General features: G+C 73.7%; 17 protein-coding genes and 1 tRNA gene. 11 read left to right on the top strand and 7 right to left on the bottom strand.

All coding sequences use genetic code 11. From position 1 onward, the window contains the following. Positions 1-6 precede the first annotated feature (6 nt). Positions 7-381 (bottom strand): YchJ family protein, encoded by a 375-nt coding sequence (locus ACZ3ZD_RS21095; RefSeq protein WP_467399440.1) that lies wholly within the window; start codon positions 379-381, stop codon positions 7-9. Positions 382-552: 171 nt separating this feature from the next. On the opposite strand from ACZ3ZD_RS21095, the gene ACZ3ZD_RS21090 reads away from it, so the two are divergent. Together ACZ3ZD_RS21090 and ACZ3ZD_RS21085 are read left to right on the top strand one after the other, a co-directional pair. Further along, positions 553-861, top strand: a complete 309-nt coding sequence (locus ACZ3ZD_RS21090) for a dsRBD fold-containing protein (RefSeq protein WP_467399437.1) — start codon at positions 553-555, stop codon at positions 859-861. A gap of 12 nt (positions 862-873) precedes the next feature. Beyond that, positions 874-2,202, top strand: coding sequence for a phosphoribosyltransferase family protein (locus tag ACZ3ZD_RS21085; protein WP_467399434.1), 1,329 nt, complete (start codon positions 874-876; stop codon positions 2,200-2,202). Between the two features lie 9 nt (positions 2,203-2,211). On the opposite strand, the gene polX is transcribed toward ACZ3ZD_RS21085, so the two are convergent. Beyond that, entirely contained in the window at positions 2,212-3,939 is a 1,728-nt protein-coding gene (polX, locus tag ACZ3ZD_RS21080) for a DNA polymerase/3'-5' exonuclease PolX (protein ID WP_467399431.1), read from the bottom strand. Between the two features lie 66 nt (positions 3,940-4,005). Beyond that, positions 4,006-4,093, bottom strand: a tRNA-Leu gene (locus tag ACZ3ZD_RS21075). A gap of 215 nt (positions 4,094-4,308) precedes the next feature. Here ACZ3ZD_RS21075 and ACZ3ZD_RS21070 point away from each other — a divergent pair. The 3 genes from ACZ3ZD_RS21070 (at position 4,309) to ACZ3ZD_RS21060 (ending at position 6,988) form a co-directional block, all read left to right on the top strand. Beyond that, on the top strand, positions 4,309-5,634 hold the full coding sequence (locus ACZ3ZD_RS21070) for a M20/M25/M40 family metallo-hydrolase (protein WP_467399429.1): 1,326 nt from the start codon (positions 4,309-4,311) through the stop codon (positions 5,632-5,634). A gap of 146 nt (positions 5,635-5,780) precedes the next feature. Further along, positions 5,781-6,014, top strand: coding sequence for a chaplin ChpH (gene chpH, locus ACZ3ZD_RS21065; RefSeq protein ID WP_467399426.1), 234 nt, complete (start codon positions 5,781-5,783; stop codon positions 6,012-6,014). Positions 6,015-6,130: 116 nt separating this feature from the next. Further along, positions 6,131-6,988 carry a chaplin gene (locus ACZ3ZD_RS21060; RefSeq protein ID WP_467399424.1) on the top strand — a complete coding sequence of 286 codons (858 nt, stop codon included), beginning with the start codon at positions 6,131-6,133 and terminating at the stop codon, positions 6,986-6,988. Between the two features lie 69 nt (positions 6,989-7,057). Here ACZ3ZD_RS21060 and ACZ3ZD_RS21055 read toward each other — a convergent pair whose 3' ends face one another. Continuing rightward, on the bottom strand, positions 7,058-7,246 hold the full coding sequence (locus tag ACZ3ZD_RS21055) for a DUF5703 family protein (protein ID WP_014671721.1): 189 nt from the start codon (positions 7,244-7,246) through the stop codon (positions 7,058-7,060). 47 nt (positions 7,247-7,293) lie between these two features. On the opposite strand from ACZ3ZD_RS21055, the gene ACZ3ZD_RS21050 reads away from it, so the two are divergent. Then, entirely contained in the window at positions 7,294-7,995 is a 702-nt protein-coding gene (locus ACZ3ZD_RS21050; RefSeq protein WP_467399422.1) for a hypothetical protein, read from the top strand. Positions 7,996-8,059: 64 nt separating this feature from the next. Here ACZ3ZD_RS21050 and ACZ3ZD_RS21045 read toward each other — a convergent pair whose 3' ends face one another. After that, positions 8,060-10,480: a helix-hairpin-helix domain-containing protein gene (locus tag ACZ3ZD_RS21045; protein ID WP_467399419.1), complete on the bottom strand. Its 2,421-nt coding sequence runs from the start codon at positions 10,478-10,480 to the stop codon at positions 8,060-8,062. After that, positions 10,477-11,457 (bottom strand): aldo/keto reductase, encoded by a 981-nt coding sequence (locus tag ACZ3ZD_RS21040; RefSeq protein WP_467399417.1) that lies wholly within the window; start codon positions 11,455-11,457, stop codon positions 10,477-10,479. The genes ACZ3ZD_RS21045 and ACZ3ZD_RS21040 overlap by 4 nt, the downstream gene beginning before the upstream one ends. 237 nt (positions 11,458-11,694) lie before the next feature. Between ACZ3ZD_RS21040 and ACZ3ZD_RS21035 the strand changes: the two genes are divergently transcribed. Then, positions 11,695-12,750, top strand: coding sequence for an LLM class F420-dependent oxidoreductase (locus ACZ3ZD_RS21035; protein WP_467399414.1), 1,056 nt, complete (start codon positions 11,695-11,697; stop codon positions 12,748-12,750). Positions 12,751-12,943: 193 nt separating this feature from the next. Here the strand turns inward: ACZ3ZD_RS21035 and corA are convergent, their stop codons facing one another. Further along, positions 12,944-13,939 (bottom strand): magnesium/cobalt transporter CorA, encoded by a 996-nt coding sequence (corA, locus tag ACZ3ZD_RS21030; protein WP_467399623.1) that lies wholly within the window; start codon positions 13,937-13,939, stop codon positions 12,944-12,946. A gap of 62 nt (positions 13,940-14,001) precedes the next feature. On the opposite strand from corA, the gene ACZ3ZD_RS21025 reads away from it, so the two are divergent. The 4 genes from ACZ3ZD_RS21025 to mshC all read left to right on the top strand — a co-directional run bounded on the left by ACZ3ZD_RS21025 (position 14,002) and on the right by mshC (position 17,495). Further along, positions 14,002-14,691 (top strand): histidine phosphatase family protein, encoded by a 690-nt coding sequence (locus ACZ3ZD_RS21025; protein ID WP_467399412.1) that lies wholly within the window; start codon positions 14,002-14,004, stop codon positions 14,689-14,691. Positions 14,692-14,790: 99 nt separating this feature from the next. Next, a complete protein-coding gene (locus ACZ3ZD_RS21020) occupies positions 14,791-15,381 on the top strand; it encodes a DUF3090 domain-containing protein (protein WP_467399410.1) in 591 nt (196 codons plus the stop codon). After that, on the top strand, positions 15,345-16,172 hold the full coding sequence (locus ACZ3ZD_RS21015) for an SCO1664 family protein (protein ID WP_467399407.1): 828 nt from the start codon (positions 15,345-15,347) through the stop codon (positions 16,170-16,172). Before ACZ3ZD_RS21020 ends, ACZ3ZD_RS21015 begins: the two co-directional genes overlap by 37 nt. A gap of 93 nt (positions 16,173-16,265) precedes the next feature. After that, a complete protein-coding gene (gene mshC, locus ACZ3ZD_RS21010) occupies positions 16,266-17,495 on the top strand; it encodes a cysteine--1-D-myo-inosityl 2-amino-2-deoxy-alpha-D-glucopyranoside ligase (protein WP_467399405.1) in 1,230 nt (409 codons plus the stop codon). The last annotated feature ends 160 nt before the right edge of the window (positions 17,496-17,655 follow it).

Here is a 17,655-nt window from a genome sequence, read left to right as displayed (position 1 = left end):
GTCCGACTACTGGATGAAGTCCCCGTCCACGTACACCCACGCCCCGTCCACCCGCTCGAACCGGCTCCGCTCGTGCAGCGAACCGCCCCGGTAGGACGCCCGGAAGGTCACCGTGCCGGTGCCGTGGAAGGCGGACCCGTCGGCGGTGTCCAGGATCTCCAGCCCCGTCCACCGCATGCGCGGGTCCAGGTCCAGCCGCTCCGGCCGGGTCCGCGGATGCCAGGTGCGCAGCAGATACCCCGCGTCACCCTTCACGAACGCGCTGTACCGCGACCGCATCAGCAGCTCGGCGGTCGGCGCGGCCGCCGCTCCCGCGTGGAAGCGGCCGCAGCAGTCGTCGTAGGACCGGGGGAGCCCGCACGGGCAGGTAGGCGAGGTCATGGCCCCATTCTGCCCGCGGCAGGGGAGGCGTCCGCCGCGGGTCGGGTGCACAGTGGAAGTGCCGGACTTGAGCGCCCGCAGGGGCGCGGGTAACTGCGCGACCAGCCACGACGGACCGGCACGAGGCCGACGGCCCGTCGCGGCACGATCCGCGGAGCGAGGTGGCCGACGATGACCGGACCCGTCAGCAGCCGTCACGCCGTCAAGGAGTGGCGGCTGAACGTCTACCTGTGCGAGCACGACCCGGACACCACGGCCCGGATCATCCTGGACACCGGGGACAACGTCCTGGAGAGCCACGCGGAGGCCCGCCGCAACCCCTACGACCGGGCCATGCCGGAGATCGGCGACGAACTCGCCGCCGGACGCGCGCTCATCGCCATGGGCCGCATGCTGCTGCGCGCCGCCGACGGCGACATGAAGGCGACGGGAGCCGCCGACACGGACGCCCCGGTGCCGCTCTGGCTGCCCCGGGAGTGAGGGAGCGCCGCCGTGCACTTCCGCAACCGCCTCGAAGCGGGCCGCCGGCTGGGCGAGCGCCTCGGGTACCTCAGGGGCCAGGACGTGGTGGTGCTCGGGCTGCCCCGCGGAGGGGTGCCGGTCGCCGCCCAGGTCGCCGACGCCCTCGACGCGCCCCTGGACGTCTGCCTGGTCCGCAAGCTCGGCGTGCCGTACCAACCCGAACTGGGCATGGGGGCGATCGGCGAGGACGGCATCCGCGTGATCAACGAGGAGGTGCTGCGCGGCACCGGCGTCTCCGACGCGGCCCTCGCCGCCGTCGAGGAACGCGAACGGGGCGTGCTGCACGAGCGGGCCGCGCGCTACCGGGGCGCCGCCCCCGCGGTCCCCGTCGCCGGACGGACCGCCGTCGTGGTGGACGACGGCGTCGCCACCGGCTCCACCGCGCGCGCCGCCTGCCGGATCGCGCGGGCCCGCGGCGCGGCCCGTATCGTCCTGGCCGTCCCCGTCGCTCCCCGGGACTTCACCCGGCGGCTCGGCGACGACGCCGACGACATGGTCTGCCTGCACACCCCCTGGGACTTCGCCGCGGTCGGCCAGTTCTACGCCGACTTCGCCCAGGTCGCCGACGAGGAGGTGACCGCCTGCCTCCGCCGCGCCGCGCGACGGCACCGGCACACCGCGGGCGCCGGACCCGCCGACCGCGAGGTGACCGTGACCGCCGGGGCCGTCCGGCTCGGCGGGCGGCTCACCGTCCCCGACGGCGCCACCGGCGTGGTGGTCTTCGCCCACGGCAGCGGCAGCAGCCGGCACAGCCCGCGCAACCGGTTCGTCGCCGAGGGACTGCACCGGGCCGGGCTGGCCACCCTGCTGTTCGACCTGCTCACCGACGCCGAGGAGGCCGACCGGGGCAACGTGTTCGACATCGCCCTGCTGGCCGGCCGGCTGCTCGACGCCACCCGCTGGCTGCGCCGGCAACCCGACGCCGAAGGGCTCGCCGTCGGCTGGTTCGGCGCCAGCACCGGTGCGGCCGCCGCGCTGTGGGCCGCCGCCGACCCCGAGGCACGGCCCGCCGCGGTCGTCTCCCGCGGCGGCCGGCCCGACCTCGCCGGACCCCGGCTGGCCGCGGTCACGGCACCCACGCTGCTCGTCGTCGGCGGCGCCGACCCGCTGGTCCTCGACCTCAACCGGCAGGCACAGGCGCTGTTGCGCTGCGAGAACCGGCTCGCGGTGGTCCCCGGCGCCACCCACCTCTTCGAGGAGTCCGGCACCCTGGAACAGGTGACCGAGCTGGCCCGCGACTGGTTCACGGACCACATGGCCCGCACCCACGCCCAGCCGTCCGGCCCGGGGCGAACCTGACCCCGCCCCTCAGCTCCGCCCGTCCTTGCGCAGGAACCGGCGCAACCGCGTCAGCGGCCAGGTGTTGACCACGTCCTCGCGGGTGAGCCAGCCGCGCTGCGCGGTGCCCACCCCGAAGCGCAGCTGCGCGAGGTGCGGGACGGAGTGCGCGTCGGTGTTCACGGCGAACTTCACGCCGTGCTCCCGGGCCCGCAGGATGTCCTCGTCGCGCAGGTCGAGCCGGTCCGGCTGGGCGTTGACCTCCAGCGCGGTCCCGGTGCGCGCGCACGCGGCGAACACCTCGTCCCAGTCGGCGTCCACCCCCGGCCGCCTGCCGATCAGCCGGGTCGTGGGGTGCCCGATGATGTGGACGTACCGGTTCTCGCAGGCCCGCACCAGCCGCCGTGTCATCGCCGCCCGGTCCAGGTCGAAGTGCGAGTGCAGCGAGGCCACGCACAGATCGAAACCGGCCAGGAACTCCTGCGGCCAGTCCACCTCGCCGTCCGGACCGATGTTCAGCTCGGTGCCGTGCAGCAGCCGCATCCCGCGCCGGGTCCCGTCCAGCTCGCGCAGCCGCTCCCGCTGGGTGAGGATCTTCTCCTCCGTCATGCGCTGCATGTACAGGCGGGGCGCGTGGTCGGTGACCGCGTAGTACGCGTACCGGCGCTCGGCGGCGGCCTCCACCATCGCCTCCAGCGAGGCCAGACCGTCCGTGAGATCGGTGTGCGTGTGCAGGTCACCGCGGATGTCCCGCTCGGTCACCAGCTCCGGCAGCCCCTCGCCCAGCGCCGCCTCGATCTCCCCGCGGTCCTCCCGCAGCGCCGGCGCGATCCACGGCAGCCCCAACCGCGCGTACACCTCCTCCTCGGTACGGGACGCGACCGACTCCCCGCTCCCGGTGTCGAACACGCCGTACTCCGAGAGCTTCAGCCCCCGGTGCACGGCGATGGTCCGGGTACGGATGTTGTGCGCCTTGGAACCGGTGAAGTACTGCATCGCGGCGCCCCACGACTCGGGCGGCACCACCCGCAGATCGACCTGGAGGCCCTCGCCGGTGCGCACCGACGTCTTCTTCGTCCCCCGCGCGACGACCTCGGCGGTGGCCGGCAGCCCGCACAGCGCGTCCATGAACGGCGCCGACCGCCGCGCGGCGACCAGCACGTCCAGATCGCCTACCGTCTCCCGCATCCGGCGCAGCGAACCGGCGTACGCGCACCGCTTGCAGCCCGTCACCGCCGACAACTCCCCGACGATCCCCTCGGCGGTGCCCAGCGCCAACGACAACGGCACCCGCGCACCCGCCCGCCGGAGCAGCTCGATCCCGTGCCGGATGTTGTCCTGCGTCTTCTCGCCGAAGCCCTTCAGATCGGCCAGCGCGTCCGCCTCGATGGCCGCGGCCAGCTCGCTCACCGACGAGATGTGCAGGTCCTCGTAGAGCCGCAGCGCCTTCTTCGGACCCAGGGTCGGGATCGTGATCAGCTCGCGCACCCCGGCGGGGATCCTCGCCCGCCGTTCCTCGACCACCGCCATCCGGCCCGTGCGCAGGTACTCGGCCACCTTGTCGGCGATCGACCGGCCCACGTTCGGGATCTCCCGCAGCCCCTCGGCGTCCAGCGTGGACACGTCCGCGGGATACCCGCCGATCGCCCGCGCCGCCTTCTCGTAGGCGCGCGCCTTGAAGGCGTCGCCTCCGGTGATCGCGATCAGATCGGCGTACTCCCGCAGAAGCGCCTCGACCGCGTCGTTGACCCGGGCCACCCCACAAGTCTAGAAAACCCCACCCACAAACGACGAAGGCCCCCGCAGAGCAGGGGCCTCACCGGCTGGTGTCCGAGGGGGGACTTGAACCCCCACGCCCGATAAAGGGCACTAGCACCTCAAGCTAGCGCGTCTGCCATTCCGCCACCCGGACAAGGTGTCTGTCGTGCGGGGTTCTCCCTCGTGGCGGGGTCTTCCTCGCGGCGACGAAGGAAACATTACCAGGCTTTCGGGGGTGGCTGATCACCCCCCGGCCCGCGGCCGGCCGGCCGTGAACGGCGTGTGTCGGGCCGGGGCCGGTCTTGGGCCCGGAGCGGGAGCGGGGAGAGGATGAGGGGAACCACCAGCAGTGACAGCGGGAGGAAGCACGTGAGCGAGACGGACACGGCCAGGAGCGTCACCGGCGAGGACGAGGTCGTGGACCTCTGCCGCGAGCTGATCCGGTTCGACACCAGCAACTACGGCGACCACTCCGGCCCCGGCGAGCGCAAGGCCGCCGAGTGGGTCGCCGGGAAGCTCGCCGAGGTCGGGCTGGAGCCGAAGATCTACGAGTCCCATCCCGGCCGCGCCTCCACGGTGGCCCGTATCGAGGGCGAGGACCCGTCCCGGCCCGCGCTGCTCATCCACGGCCACCTGGACGTCGTACCGGCCAACGCCGACGACTGGACCCACCACCCGTTCTCCGGCGAGATCGCCGACGGGTGCGTGTGGGGGCGCGGAGCCGTCGACATGAAGGACATGGACGCCATGACGCTGGCGGTCGTCCGCGACCGGCTGCGCAGCGGGCGCCGGCCCCCGAGGGACATCGTGGTCGCCTTCCTCGCCGACGAGGAGGCCGGCGGCACCTACGGCGCCCGCCACCTCGTCGACCACCACCCCGAGCTGTTCGAGGGCGTCACCGAGGCGATCAGCGAGGTCGGCGGCTTCTCCTTCACCGTGAACGACCAGCGCCGGCTGTACCTGATCCAGACGGCCGAGAAGGGCATGCACTGGATGAAGCTGACCGTGGCCGGGACCGCCGGGCACGGGTCGATGATCCACCGCGACAACGCCATCACCGAGCTGTCCGAGGCGGTCGCCCGGGTCGGCCGCCACAGGTTCCCCGTCCGGGTCACCAAGACCACCCGGGCCTTCCTGGACGAACTCGGCGACGCGCTCGGCACCGAGCTGGACCCGGAGGACATGGAGTCCACCCTCGCCAAGCTCGGCGGCATCGCCAAGCTGATCGGCGCCACCCTGAGCAACACCGCCAACCCCACCCAGCTGAACGCCGGCTACAAGGTCAACGTCATCCCGGGCGAGGCCACCGCCCATGTCGACGGCCGGTTCCTGCCCGGCCACGAGGAGGAGTTCCTCGCCGACCTCGACCGGCTGCTCGGCCCGCGGGTCCGCCGCGAGGACGTGCACGCCGACAAGGCGGTCGAGACCACCTTCGACGGCGCGCTGGTGGAGGCCATGCAGTCCGCGCTGCTCGCCGAGGACCCCACCGCCAAGGCGATCCCCTACATGCTCTCCGGCGGCACCGACGCCAAGTCCTTCGACGACCTCGGCATCCGCGGTTTCGGCTTCGCCCCGCTGAAGCTGCCGCCGGAGCTGGACTTCGCCGGCATGTTCCACGGCGTGGACGAGCGGGTGCCGGTGGACGGGCTGCGGTTCGGCGTGCGGGTGCTCGACCGGTTCATCGACGCGTCGTGACGCTCTGCCCCCAGGTATTCGGGCAGGCGTACGGCACCGACTGAGAAGGGTGAATGCGACGATCGGTTCGTAGCTTCATCAGCCCCTCCTCGTTACAGCTGATGTGATCCCGAACCTTGGGGTCGCATTGCCAACGAGGAGGAACAATGATCAAGAAGGTCGTCGCTGCTGCGGCTGCCACCGGTGGGCTGGTTCTCGCGGGCGCGGGCCTGGCCGTCGCCGACGCCGGTGCCCAGGGTGCCGCCGTGCACTCCCCGGGCGTGGTGTCCGGCAACGTCATCCAGGTGCCCGTCCACGTCCCGGTGAACGTGTGCGGCAACACGATCAACGTGATCGGGCTCCTGAACCCCGCCTTCGGCAACGCCTGCGTCAACAAGTGACGTCGACTCCCTGAGGGGCGTCCTTGGACGGGCCGTCGGCCCCGGAGCGCGCGCCATGCGCTCCGGGGCCGACCGGTCTTCCGCACGAAGACATGGAAGGCAGGGGGGAACTCAGCATGCGACAGGGCACGCGCAAGGGCCTGATGACGATGGCCGCCGCGACCGGCGTGATCGCCGCCGCGGGCGGCTACGCACACGCCGACTCGGGCGCGGTGGGCGCCGCCGCCGGTTCACCGGGCGTACTGTCCGGCAACACCGTGCAGGTGCCGGTGCACGCGCCGGTGAACATCTGCGGCAACACCGTGAACGTCGTCGGTCTGCTCAACCCGTCGGTGGGCAACAGGTGTGTCAACGACAGCGGTACTCCGGGGGGCGGATACCGGCACGGCGGTTCCGGCGGCTCGCACGCGAGCGGCCACACCGGCGGCTCGCCGGGCGTCGGCTCCGGGAACACCGTGCAGGTACCGATCGACGTCCCGGTGAACGTCTGCGGCAACAGCGTCGATGTCATCGGGGTCGGCAACGCCACGACGGACGACGACTGCGCCAACGGGGGCGGACACGGGCACGGGCCCGGCACTCCGCCCGGACATCCGGGCCACCCGGGCCACCCGGGTCACCCCGGGCACCCGGGGCATCCCGGTCAGCCGGGGCAGCCGGGGAATCCCGGAACCCCTGGGTCTCCCGGTAATCCCGGGACCCCTGGTCATCCCGGCCACCCCGGGCATCCTGGTACCCCGGGCGGCTCCGGCACGCCCGGTCACTCCGGCCCGGGCACCGGGACCGGCGGCTCCACGGCCCACGGTGCGTCCCAGGTCACGACGGCCGAGGCGGGTCGCTCCACCGAGCCGCTGCACACCGCCCAGCTCGCGCACACGGGCAACGAGGTGCCGCTCGGCATCGCCCTGCCGGCCGGCGCGGGCGCACTGCTCGCGGGCGCGGTGCTCTACCGCAAGGCGCGGGCCACGGCGTGATCCCGAGCGGAGCGGGCCCTGCCATGCCGGCGGGGCCCGCTTCCGGCATGTCCGGTCACATGTCCTGCCTCACCAGGTGGCACGCACCTGGCGGATGATCCGCCGGCGCAACCGCACCCTGCGGCTGCCGTCACGCAGCAGGCTCAGTCGGTCCAACTCCCAGTGTCCGTACTCGGCATGGTCCGTCAGCAGACGTGTGGCCTCCTTGCGGGAGACCCCGCGAGGCACGTACACGTCGACAAATTCGTATTCCGGCATCGCATCTATTGTGCGGGCTGGTGCCCGGTACGGATAGCGTCTGCACTATGTCTGATGCTGCGCAGCCCACCGCTGCCGAGGTACGCGCCGCCGCCGAGGCGATCAAGACCGCGCTCGACCGTCATCTGGCCGCGGTCGAACGCAGGTCGGGGGAGGACGACCCGGCCGTCTCCGAGGCGTTCAACCAGCTGGCCGCTGCCGCCGAGGTGTACGACGAGCTGCTCTACGACCGCTACGACGAGGTCACGCCCTTCGAGATCCCCGGTGCGGAGGACATGCTGCCGCCGTACGCGGGCCCGGACGAACCGCACGCGATCAGTGTGCTGATCCGCCGCGACTACACCGTGGCGGAGCCCCAGCGGCTGCTGGCGCAGGCCCACCGGGTGGAGGCGGCGGAGTTCGACGGCGTGGACGAGGACCGTGCCGCCGCGTCCCTCCCCGGGGCGCTGGGCATCCTCTTCGGTGAGTTCGAACCGGACGAGATCGCGTCCCGGCACAAGGAGTTCGGCCTGGAGGAGGGCGACTCCACGCTCTGGGTCACCGCCTCCGAGGAGCCACCCGAGGCCGGGGAGTGGCTGGAGGCGCCGTTCGAGCACGTCGACGCGCAGCAGGTGGTGTGCCGGTTCGACGTGAGCGCGGTCTTCGACGACGACGTCTCCGTCGGCGCGGACGACGACATCGACTTCGTCGACGACGAGGACACCGAGGACGGCGACGAGGAGCTGGAGCCGCTCGACGCCGAGAAGTGAGCGGGGCGGCGGTGCGGTAACCGGCCCGAGCTAGTTACCGCACCGCCGGAACGCCCGCCGTCCTTCAGGCCTCCTGCGGGCGCAGCAGGGTCTGCAGACGGGTCGTACGGGGCTTCGGCGCGATGTCCGCGACCGCCTTCGGCAGGGCCTGCTCCACGCCGTGGACCACGGACAGGTGCCGTTCCGCCCGCCCGAACGCCGTGTACACCCAGGGGCGGCTGAGCGCCTGCACGGCATCGCCGGGCAGGACCACGACCGCCGCCGCCCAGCGGGCGCCCACCGCCTGGTGCGCGGTCAGTGCCCAGCCGTGCCGGACCAGGCCCTCCACCCGCTCCGGCGGTACGACGACGGGGGCGCCGGCGCACGACAGGTGCAGCCCCTCGGCGTCGGCCTTCACCACCACGCCCGGCACCGCACGCCCCGGGGCGGGGGAGTGGACGACGCGGTCACCGGGGTCGAAGCCGCCGAACCGGCCGGGGCCGGGGTTGAGGCGCTCCTTCAGGGCGGAGTTGAGCGCGCGGGTGCCCGCGGCTCCGCCGTGGCCCGGGGTGATCACCACGGTCTGGTCGGCCGGGACACCGATCGCCCTCGGCACCGAGTCCGCGACGAGCTGCACCGTCCGGTGCACGGCCTCGCCCGCGTCCCGCACCGGCACGATGACGACCTCCTTGCCCGGGGCGGCGACCTGGTTCAGCTCGCCGACGCCGACGCCGGAGACCAGCTCGCCGAGCGGGCCCGGATCGGGGACGCGGGAGACGATGTGCGGGCAGGTCCGGGCCGCGAGCAGGTCGGCGAAGACCCGGCCGGGACCGGCCGACCACAGCACCCCGGGGTCGCCGCTCAGCACCAGCCGGGCCCCGTCGGGCAGCGACTCCACCAGCATCGCGGCGCCCTCCACGTCCAGCTGGGGCGCGTCCAGCACGATCAGCAGGTCGAGTTCCAGGGCGCCGTCCGCGTCCCGGCCCGGGCCCTCGGCGCCGGCCAGCAGCCCGGCGACCGTGCCCACGCCCCGCTCCGTGGGCTCCCCGTCCCCGCCCACGAGCGCGGCCAGCCGCCCGCGCCCGTCCGGGGTGTGGCAGACGGCGAGGGCCCGCAGGCCCGCGGCGCGGGCGGCACCGAGCAGCGCGGCCGGCTCGGCGCGGGCAGCCTCCCCGCCGGTGTGCAGCACCAAGCCGTGCCCGGCGACCGCGCGGGCCAGCTCGGCCGCCCCGCCGGACAACCCGGCGGCGACCGCCTCCCAGTCCTGCCCGGCCTCCTGCGACGGGGAGTTGACCAGCCGGGCCAGGCCGTCGGCGAGGCTCTCCTCGGCCAGTGCGTACCGCTCCAGGCCGACGAGGACCCGGACCGGCCGCTCCCGCTCCTCCTCGGCGTCCTCACCGGCGCCGGCGTCCCGGGGCGCGGGGGCGCCGGGCTCCTCCAGGGCGTCCTGGAACGCCAGCGCCTCGCCCTCGGCGAGAGTGGCCTGCACCGCCGCGTCCGGGTCCGGTACGCCCTGCCGGCCCAGCGCCGTGGTGAGCACCGGCAGCTCCAGGGCGGTGTGCCCGGCCACGGCGGCCTGCTCCAGCAGCCAGACGGTCACCGCGCGGCCCCGCCGCTCGTCGTCGGGGGCGCAGTCGGCGCCGAGCAGCGCCCGCGCGAAGCCGTCGGCCTGCTCCGGCCGCACCCCGGCGACCCGGAGCAGCAGCCAGGGGTCCTCCCGCAGCGCGGTGTCGGCGCCCTCGCCGAGGACCGCGGCGACCTGGGGGGCCAGGGCGTCGGGGGCACCGCCCTCGGTCAGCACCCGGCGCACGGCGTCGACGGCCTCCGGGGCGGGACCGCTCGGCGCGACCGGCGCGGGCACGGGCTGGGGCCTGCGCCCCGGCTCCGGAGCGGGGCGGCGCGGTGCGGGCGCGGGCACCGCGAACACGGTGGCCGTCGGCTTCTCGCCGCTCTCCACGGCCCGGACGGCCGCGAGCAGGTCGGCCGCGGTGCCGCTCAGCTTGCCGCCGCTCTCGATCGGGCTCTTCCTCTTCTCGGCCTTGCGCCGCTCGATCCGCTCCCGCTCGACCCGCTGAGCGGCCAACTCGGCCTCCGCCTCGGACAGGGCCCCAGCGGCATCGGCCCCGCCACCGACCCCGCCCTCGGCCCCGGTCTCGTCACCGGCACCATCCTTGGCCGCGGCACCACCCTCGGCCCCGGCACCATCTTCGGCCCCGGCACCGCCCTCGCCGTCGGCACCGCCCTCGGCCCGGGCACCGGTCTCGTCACCGGCACCATCCTTGGCCCCGGCACCGCCCTCGGCCCCGGCGCCGGTCTCGTCACCGGCACCCGCCCCGGCGCCTTCCCCACCGCCGGAGGCCTCCGTGCCCTCGGCCGTCTCCGTACCGTCAGCCGCTTCCGTCCCCCCGTCCCCGACGCGCCCCGCCCCGACGCCCCCGGCCGGGATCTCACGGGTGTCCGGTGTCCCCGGTCCGGTGTTCTCCGTGGTCTCCGGCTCCGTGCTCACAGCGTGCTCCAGTCGTGATCGGGGTAGCGGTGCACGGGCGCCGACACATCGTCCAGCGCCCGGCAGATCTCGTCAGGAAGACTAAGCGCCTCCACTGACAACGCCGCCGTGAGCTGCTGCGCGTTGCGCGCGCCGACGATCGGCGCGGCCACCCCGGGCCGGTCCCGCACCCAGGCGAGGGCCACCTGGAGCGGGGTGACCGCGAGCCCGTCCGCGGCCGTGGTCACCGCGTCCACGATCCGGGTCGCGGTGTCGTCCAGGTACGGCTCGACGAACGGCGCCAGGTGCTCCGAGGCACCACGCGAGTCCGGGGGAGTGGTGTGCCGGTACTTGCCGGTGAGCACGCCCCGGCCCAGCGGGGAGGACGGCAGCAGCCCCACGCCCAGGTCGAGCGCGGCCGGCAGCACCTCGCGCTCCACGCCCCGCTGCAGCAGCGAGTACTCCATCTGGGTGCTGGCCAGCCGGGTCCGGCCCGGCGCGGCGAGCTGCCAGGTGGCCGCCTTGGCCAGCTGCCAGCCGCAGAAGTTGGAGACGCCGGCGTACCGCGCCCGGCCGCTGCTCACCGCGAGGTCGAGGGCGTGCAGCGTCTCCTCCAGCGGGGTGTCGGGATCGTAGGCGTGGATGTGCCACACGTCGACGTGGTCCGTGCCCAGGCGGCCCAGGGAGGCGTCGAGCGCGGCGAGCAGATGGCCGCGGGAGCCGTCGAAGCGGCGGTCGGGGTCGGGGACGCTGCCCGCCTTGGTGGAGATGACCAGGTCACGGCGCGGAACGAGGCCGTCCATGAGCTGCCCGAGCAGATACTCCGCCTCCCCGTCGCCGTACACGTCCGCGGTGTCGACCAGGGTGCCGCCGGCCTCCCAGAACGCCTTCAGCATGTCCGCGGCGTCGTGCTCGTCGGTGTCCCGGCCCCAGGTGAGGGTGCCGAGCCCCACCCGGGACACACGCAGGCCGGTCCGGCCGAGATGCCTCTGCTCCATGCGGGGGAGATTACTGGCCAGAACGGTGCGGTGGGTGGCCTGTGGACAACCGGGACGGCTGTGTGGACACCCCGGTGAGGCTGCCCTCACGCGACGCCCACCCGGCCCCCGCATCCAGCGTCACCCCCGGCCCCACATCCGGTCCCACCCCCGACCCCCACACCCTGCCCCCGGCGCCCGCCCCCGCGCTAAGGTCACCCCGACAGGCACGTTACTGATGGGTAAGGGGAATCGGCCATGCAGCTCGGGATCAACCTCGGCTACTGGGGTGCCGGAATGGACGGCGACAACCTGGCCGTGGCGCAGGAGGCCGACCGGCTGGGCTACGCGGTGTGCTGGGCCGCCGAGGCCTACGGCTCCGACGCGGCCACCGTACTCAGCTGGGTCGCCGCGCAGACCGAGCGCATCGACGTCGGCTCGGCCATCTTCCAGATCCCGGCCCGGCAGCCCGCGATGACCGCGATGACCGCGGCCACGCTGGACTCGCTCTCCGGCGGCCGGTTCCGGCTCGGCCTCGGCGTCTCCGGCCCGCAGGTCTCCGAGGGCTGGTACGGCGTCAAGTTCGACAAGCCGCTGGCCCGCACCCGCGAGTACGTGGAGATCGTCCGCCGGGCGATGACCCGGGAGCGGCTGACGTACGAGGGCGAGCACTGGACGCTGCCGCTGCCCGGCGGCCCGGGCAAGCCGATCAAGCTGACCGTGCACCCGCAGCGCGAGCACATCCCGCTGTACATCGCCGCGATCGGCCCGAAGAACCTGGAGCAGACCGGCGAGATCGCCGACGGCGCGCTGCTCATCTTCCCCTCCGCCGAGCACCTGGAGGAGACCACGATCACGCACCTGCGCGCGGGCCGGGAGAAGGCGGGTCTGACGCTCGACGGCTTCGACGTGTGCCCGACCCTGCCGCTCGCCGTCGGCGACGACAAGGACGTCTCCCGCCTCGCCGACACCTTCCGCCCGTACACCGCGCTCTACGTCGGCGGCATGGGCAGCGCCAAGCAGAACTTCTACAACCGGCTCGCCCAGCGCATGGGCTACGAGAAGGAGGCCGCCGACATCCAGCAGAAGTACCTGTCCGGGGACAAGCAGGGGGCCGCCGCCGCGATCCCCCAGGACCTCATCGACAAGACCACCCTGCTGGGCTCCGTCGACCGGATCGCCGACCGGATGAAGCAGTACGCCGCCGCGGGGGTCACCACCCTCAGCCTGGCCCCGGCCGGCTTCACGCTGGAGGAGCGGATCGCGTCCCTGCGGGCCGGCAGCGAGGCCCTGGAGCGCGCCGGACTCGCGTAACGCCAGGGGGTTTCAGCGGCCGTGGTGGGGGCTCGGGGGTCTTCCCCGCCACGGCCGTCACGGGGAACAACGCGCCCGGCGCCGCACGGTTACGACCCGCGCGGCCCTTCTTTCCCCGCTTCCGCGGCCGCCCCCCGGCGAGCCCGCCGCTCCGCCGTCCGGGCGAGCCGGCCCGCCCCACGTCGTGGCCCTCTCACAGCCAGCCGCGCCGCTTGAACAGCCGGTACAGCCCCACCTCCAGCACGGCCATCAGCAGGATCACCGCCGGATACGACCACACCCAGTGCAGCTCGGGCATGTGGTCGAAGTTCATGCCGTAGATCCCCGCGATCATCGTGGGGACCGCGGCCATCGCCGCCCACGCCGAGATCTTCCGCATGTCGTCGTTCTGCCGCACGCTCATCTGCGCCAGGTGGGCCGACAGGATGTCCGACACCAGCCGGTCCAGGGCCTCCACGGACTCGTTCACGCGCGTGAGGTGGTCGCCCACGTCCCGGAAGAAGGGCCGCGCCTTGTCGTGCACGAACGGCACGTCCCCGCCGAGCGGACCGCTCCCGGCCAGCCGGCCCAGCGGCAGCGCCAGCGGCCCGGTGGCCCGCCGGAACTCCAGGACCTGCCGCTTGAAGGTGTAGATCCGGGATGCGGTGTTGCGGGAGCTGCCGGACTCCGGCTGGAACACCTGCGCCTCCAGCTCGTCCAGGTCGGTCTGCAGCTCCGTCGCCACCTCCAGATAGTGGTCGACGGTCGCGTCCGCGATCGCGTACAGCACCGCCGTCGGCCCCTTGTCGAGCAGCTCCGGCTCCTCCTCCAGCCGGCGCCGCACCGCCGCCAGCGGCGCACCCTCGCCGTGCCGGACGGTCACCACGAAGCTGTCGCCGACGAAGACCATCACCTCGCCGGCCGACACGGCGTCGCTGTCGGGCTCGTACACGACCGGTTTGATCACCATGAACAGCGAGTCGTCGTACACCTCCAGCTTGGGCCGCTGATGGGCCTTGAGGGCGTCCTCGACGGCCAGCGGGTGCAGCCCGAACTCGTCGGTGACGAGGCCGAACTCCCGCTCCGAGGGCTCGTACAGCCCGATCCACACGAACCCGCCCGCGGCCCGCGCCTCGGCGAGCGCGTCGGAGAGGTCCTCCGGGCCCTCGGTACGGTGTCCGTGCCGGTAGATGGCGCAGTCCACGATCACGGTGCGCATTCTCCCCTCGCCCGCCCGCCGGCGCACCGGGTGATGCGCCTACCCTGGTCCGCATGCCCACGCTGATCCTCGTAAGGCACGGACGTTCCACCGCCAACACCTCCGGCGTGCTCGCCGGCCGGACCCCCGGCGTCGCCCTGGACGAGCGCGGGGCCGCGCAGGCCGCCGCCCTGCCCGCACGGCTGGCCGGCCTGCCGATCGCGGAGGTCGTCACCAGCCCGCTCCAGCGCTGCCAGGAGACCGTACGGCCACTGCTGGAGGCCCGCCCCGGCCTGCGCAGCCACACCGAGGAGCGGCTCACGGAATGCGACTACGGCGACTGGTCCGGCCGCAAGCTCGCCGAACTGACGGACGAGCCGCTGATGGAGGTCGTCCAGGCGCACCCGTCCGCCGCCGCCTTCCCCGGCGGGGAGTCCATGCGGGCCATGCAGACCCGCGCCGCCGAGGCCGTACGCGAGTGGAACGCGCGCGTGGAACGCGAACACGGCGCCGACGCCGTCTACCTGGTGTGCTCCCACGGTGACATCATCAAGTCGCTCGTCGCCGAGGCCCTCGGCCTCCACCTCGACCTCTTCCAGCGGATCTCCGTGGAGCCCTGTTCCGTCACCGCCATCCGCTACACCCGCCTGCGGCCCTACCTCGTCCGGCTCGGCGACACCGGAGACTTCGCCGCGCTCGCCCCCCGCGAGGAACCAGGTGACGGCGGCGACGCACCCGTCGGGGGTGGTGCGGGCGCACCGTGATCGTCCGCCGCAGTAGGGTGAAGCGACCCACCGCGTCGCGTATCCGCACGGCACGCACCGCTGAACCGCTCGAAACCACGAATTCAATGGAGACAGGACGTGTCCCGTCAGGTGTTCCTCTACGACCAGCCGGACCGCTTCGTGGCCGGCACGGTCGGACTGCCCGGGCGCCGTACCTTCTTCCTCCAGGCCATCGCCGGCCCCCGGGTGACCAGTGTGGTCCTGGAGAAGACCCAGGTCGCCGCGCTCGCCGAGCGCATGGAAGAACTGCTGGACGAGGTCGTCCGGCGTAGTGGCGGCAGCGCCCCCGTCCCCGCCGTGGCGCCCGCCGAGATCACCGACACCGCCCCGCTCGACACCCCCGTCGAGGAGGAGTTCCGCGTCGGCACCATGGCGCTGGCCTGGGACGGTGAGGAACAGCGCATGATCGTCGAGGCCCAGGCCCTGGTCGAGCTGGAGGCCGACACCGAGGAGGACCTCGCCGAGGCCGAGGAGCGGCTGCTCCAGGACGAGGAGAACGGACCCCCGATGCTGCGGGTCCGGCTGACCGGCGCGCAGGCGAGGGCCTTCGCCAAGCGCGCCCTCGACATCGTCAACGCCGGGCGGCCACCGTGCCCGCTGTGCAGCCTCCCGCTCGATCCGGAAGGACACGTATGTCCGCGCCAGAACGGATACCGCCGCGGAGCCTGACGGCCGGCCCCGACGACCCCGCCGGGCTGCTCGCCCGGGGTGAGCTGACCGTGCGCGGCCGGATCCGCGAGGCGTCCAACGCGGCGCTGTTCTGCACGGTCGCCCTGGACGGCCGGGAAGCCTCCTGCGTGTACAAGCCGGTGGCCGGGGAGCGCCCGCTGTGGGACTTCCCCGACGGCACCCTCGCCGGCCGCGAGGTGGCCGCCTACGAGGTCTCCGAGGCCACCGGCTGGGGGCTCGTGCCCCCCACCGTGCTGCGCGACGGGCCGTACGGCGAGGGCATGTGCCAGCTGTGGATCGACGTGCACGCCGACGCGGAGCTGCTCGCCCTCGTCGACGCCGAGGAGCCGGAGCCGGGCTGGAAGGCGATCGGCCTCGCCGAGGTCGGCGAGGGCCGCACCGCGCTGCTGGTGCACGCCGACGACGAGCGGCTGCGCCGGCTCGCCGTGCTGGACGCGGTCATCAACAACGCCGACCGCAAGGGCGGCCATCTGCTGCCCACCGCCGACGGCAGGCTCTACGGCATCGACCACGGCGTCACCTTCAACGTCGAGAACAAACTGCGCACCCTGCTGTGGGGCTGGGCCGGGGAACCCCTGACCCCGGAGGCCGTCGACGTCCTCAAGAGGCTCGGGGACGGCCTGGCGGGGGAGCTGGGCCGGCGGCTGGCCGCGCTGATCACCGCGGCCGAGATCGACGCCACGCGCGCGCGGATCGACGCCCTGCTCACCTCGGGCCGGCACCCGGAGCCGAGCGGCGAGTGGCCGGCCATCCCCTGGCCGCCGGTGTAAGCACATCCGGCGTCGAGATACAAGAGCGCGAACCCGGCCATCCGGCGTGATCCCGTTCGTGATCGCGGCTCGGCGCCGGTTAGGCTCATGTACATGCATGCCTGGCCCGCTTCCGAGGTCCCCGCCCTGCCTGGTCAGGGCCGCGACCTGAGGATCCACGACACCGCGACCGGCGGCCTCGTCACCCTCGACCCCGGTCCCGTCGCCCGTATCTACGTGTGCGGCATCACGCCGTACGACGCGACCCACCTGGGTCACGCGGCGACCTACAACGCGTTCGACCTCGTCCAGCGCGTGTGGCTCGACACCAAGCGGCAGGTCCACTACGTCACGAACGTCACCGACGTCGACGATCCGCTGCTGGAGCGGGCGGACCGGGACGGCATCGACTGGGTCGCCCTCGCCGAGCGGGAGACGGCCCTCTTCCGCGAGGACATGACCGCCCTGCGGATGCTCCCGCCGAAGCACTACATAGGCGCCGTCGAGGCCATACCCGGCATCGTGCCGCTCGTGGAGCGGCTGCGCGAACTCGGCGCGGCCTACGAGCTGGAAGGCGACATCTACTTCTCGGTCGAGTCCGACCCGCACTTCGGCGAGGTCTCGAACCTGGACGCCGCCGCCATGCGGCTGCTGTCCGCCGAGCGCGGCGGCGACCCGGACCGCCCGGGCAAGAAGAACCCGCTCGACCCGATGCTGTGGATGGCGGCCCGCGAGGGCGAGCCCAGCTGGGACGGCGCCACCCTCGGCCCGGGCCGGCCCGGCTGGCACATCGAGTGCGTGGCCATCGCCCTCGACCACTTCGGCATGGGCTTCGACGTCCAGGGCGGCGGCTCCGACCTCGCCTTCCCGCACCACGAGATGGGCGCCTCGCACGCCCAGGTGCTCACCGGCGAGTTCCCCATGGCCAAGGCCTACGTCCACGCCGGCATGGTCGCCCTGCACGGCGAGAAGATGTCCAAGTCCAAGGGCAACCTGGTCTTCGTCTCCCGGCTCCGCCGCGACGGCGTCGACCCGGCCGCCATCCGCCTGGCCCTCCTCGCCCACCACTACCGCGCCGACTGGGAGTGGACCGACCAGGTCCTCCAGGACGCCCTCACCCGCCTCGCCCGCTGGCGGGCGGCCGTCTCCCGCCCCGACGGGCCCTCCGCCGACGCCCTCGTGGAGGAGATCCGCGAGGCCCTGGCGAACGACCTGGACGCCCCCACCGCGCTCGCGGCGGTGGACCGCTGGGCGGCCCGCCAGGAGGAGCAGGGCGGCACGGACGCGGGCGCACCGGGTCTGGTGACCCGCGCGGTGGACGCGCTCCTGGGCGTGGCCCTGTAAGGCGCCCGCGCGACAGGCCATGGGGAAGGGGCGGTTCCACCCGGGAGCCGCCCCTTCGCCCTACCTGGCCGTCCTGCTCGGCCGCTTACCTGGCCGTCGTGCCTCGGCCGCCGTGCGTGACCGCTGTACCTGGTACCTCGGCCGCCGCGCGGGACCGCCT

It is taken from the genome of Streptomyces sp. NPDC023481 (genome assembly GCF_055560195.1).
This window is presented reverse-complemented; position numbering and strand designations above follow the sequence as displayed.

Bases quoted from the DNA above. Each gene is read 5' to 3' on its own strand.
- ACZ3ZD_RS21095 (WP_467399440.1), bottom strand. From the start codon at position 381: ATGACCTCGCCTACCTGCCCGTGCGGGCTCCCCCGGTCCTACGACGAC.
- ACZ3ZD_RS21090 (WP_467399437.1), top strand. From the start codon at position 553: ATGACCGGACCCGTCAGCAGCCGTCACGCCGTCAAGGAGTGGCGGCTG.
- chpH (WP_467399426.1), top strand. From the start codon at position 5,781: ATGATCAAGAAGGTCGTCGCTGCTGCGGCTGCCACCGGTGGGCTGGTT.
- ACZ3ZD_RS21060 (WP_467399424.1), top strand. From the start codon at position 6,131: ATGCGACAGGGCACGCGCAAGGGCCTGATGACGATGGCCGCCGCGACC.
- ACZ3ZD_RS21055 (WP_014671721.1), bottom strand. From the start codon at position 7,246: ATGCCGGAATACGAATTTGTCGACGTGTACGTGCCTCGCGGGGTCTCC.
- ACZ3ZD_RS21050 (WP_467399422.1), top strand. From the start codon at position 7,294: ATGTCTGATGCTGCGCAGCCCACCGCTGCCGAGGTACGCGCCGCCGCC.
- ACZ3ZD_RS21040 (WP_467399417.1), bottom strand. From the start codon at position 11,457: ATGGAGCAGAGGCATCTCGGCCGGACCGGCCTGCGTGTGTCCCGGGTG.
- ACZ3ZD_RS21035 (WP_467399414.1), top strand. From the start codon at position 11,695: ATGCAGCTCGGGATCAACCTCGGCTACTGGGGTGCCGGAATGGACGGC.
- ACZ3ZD_RS21025 (WP_467399412.1), top strand. From the start codon at position 14,002: ATGCCCACGCTGATCCTCGTAAGGCACGGACGTTCCACCGCCAACACC.
- ACZ3ZD_RS21015 (WP_467399407.1), top strand. From the start codon at position 15,345: ATGTCCGCGCCAGAACGGATACCGCCGCGGAGCCTGACGGCCGGCCCC.
- mshC (WP_467399405.1), top strand. From the start codon at position 16,266: ATGCATGCCTGGCCCGCTTCCGAGGTCCCCGCCCTGCCTGGTCAGGGC.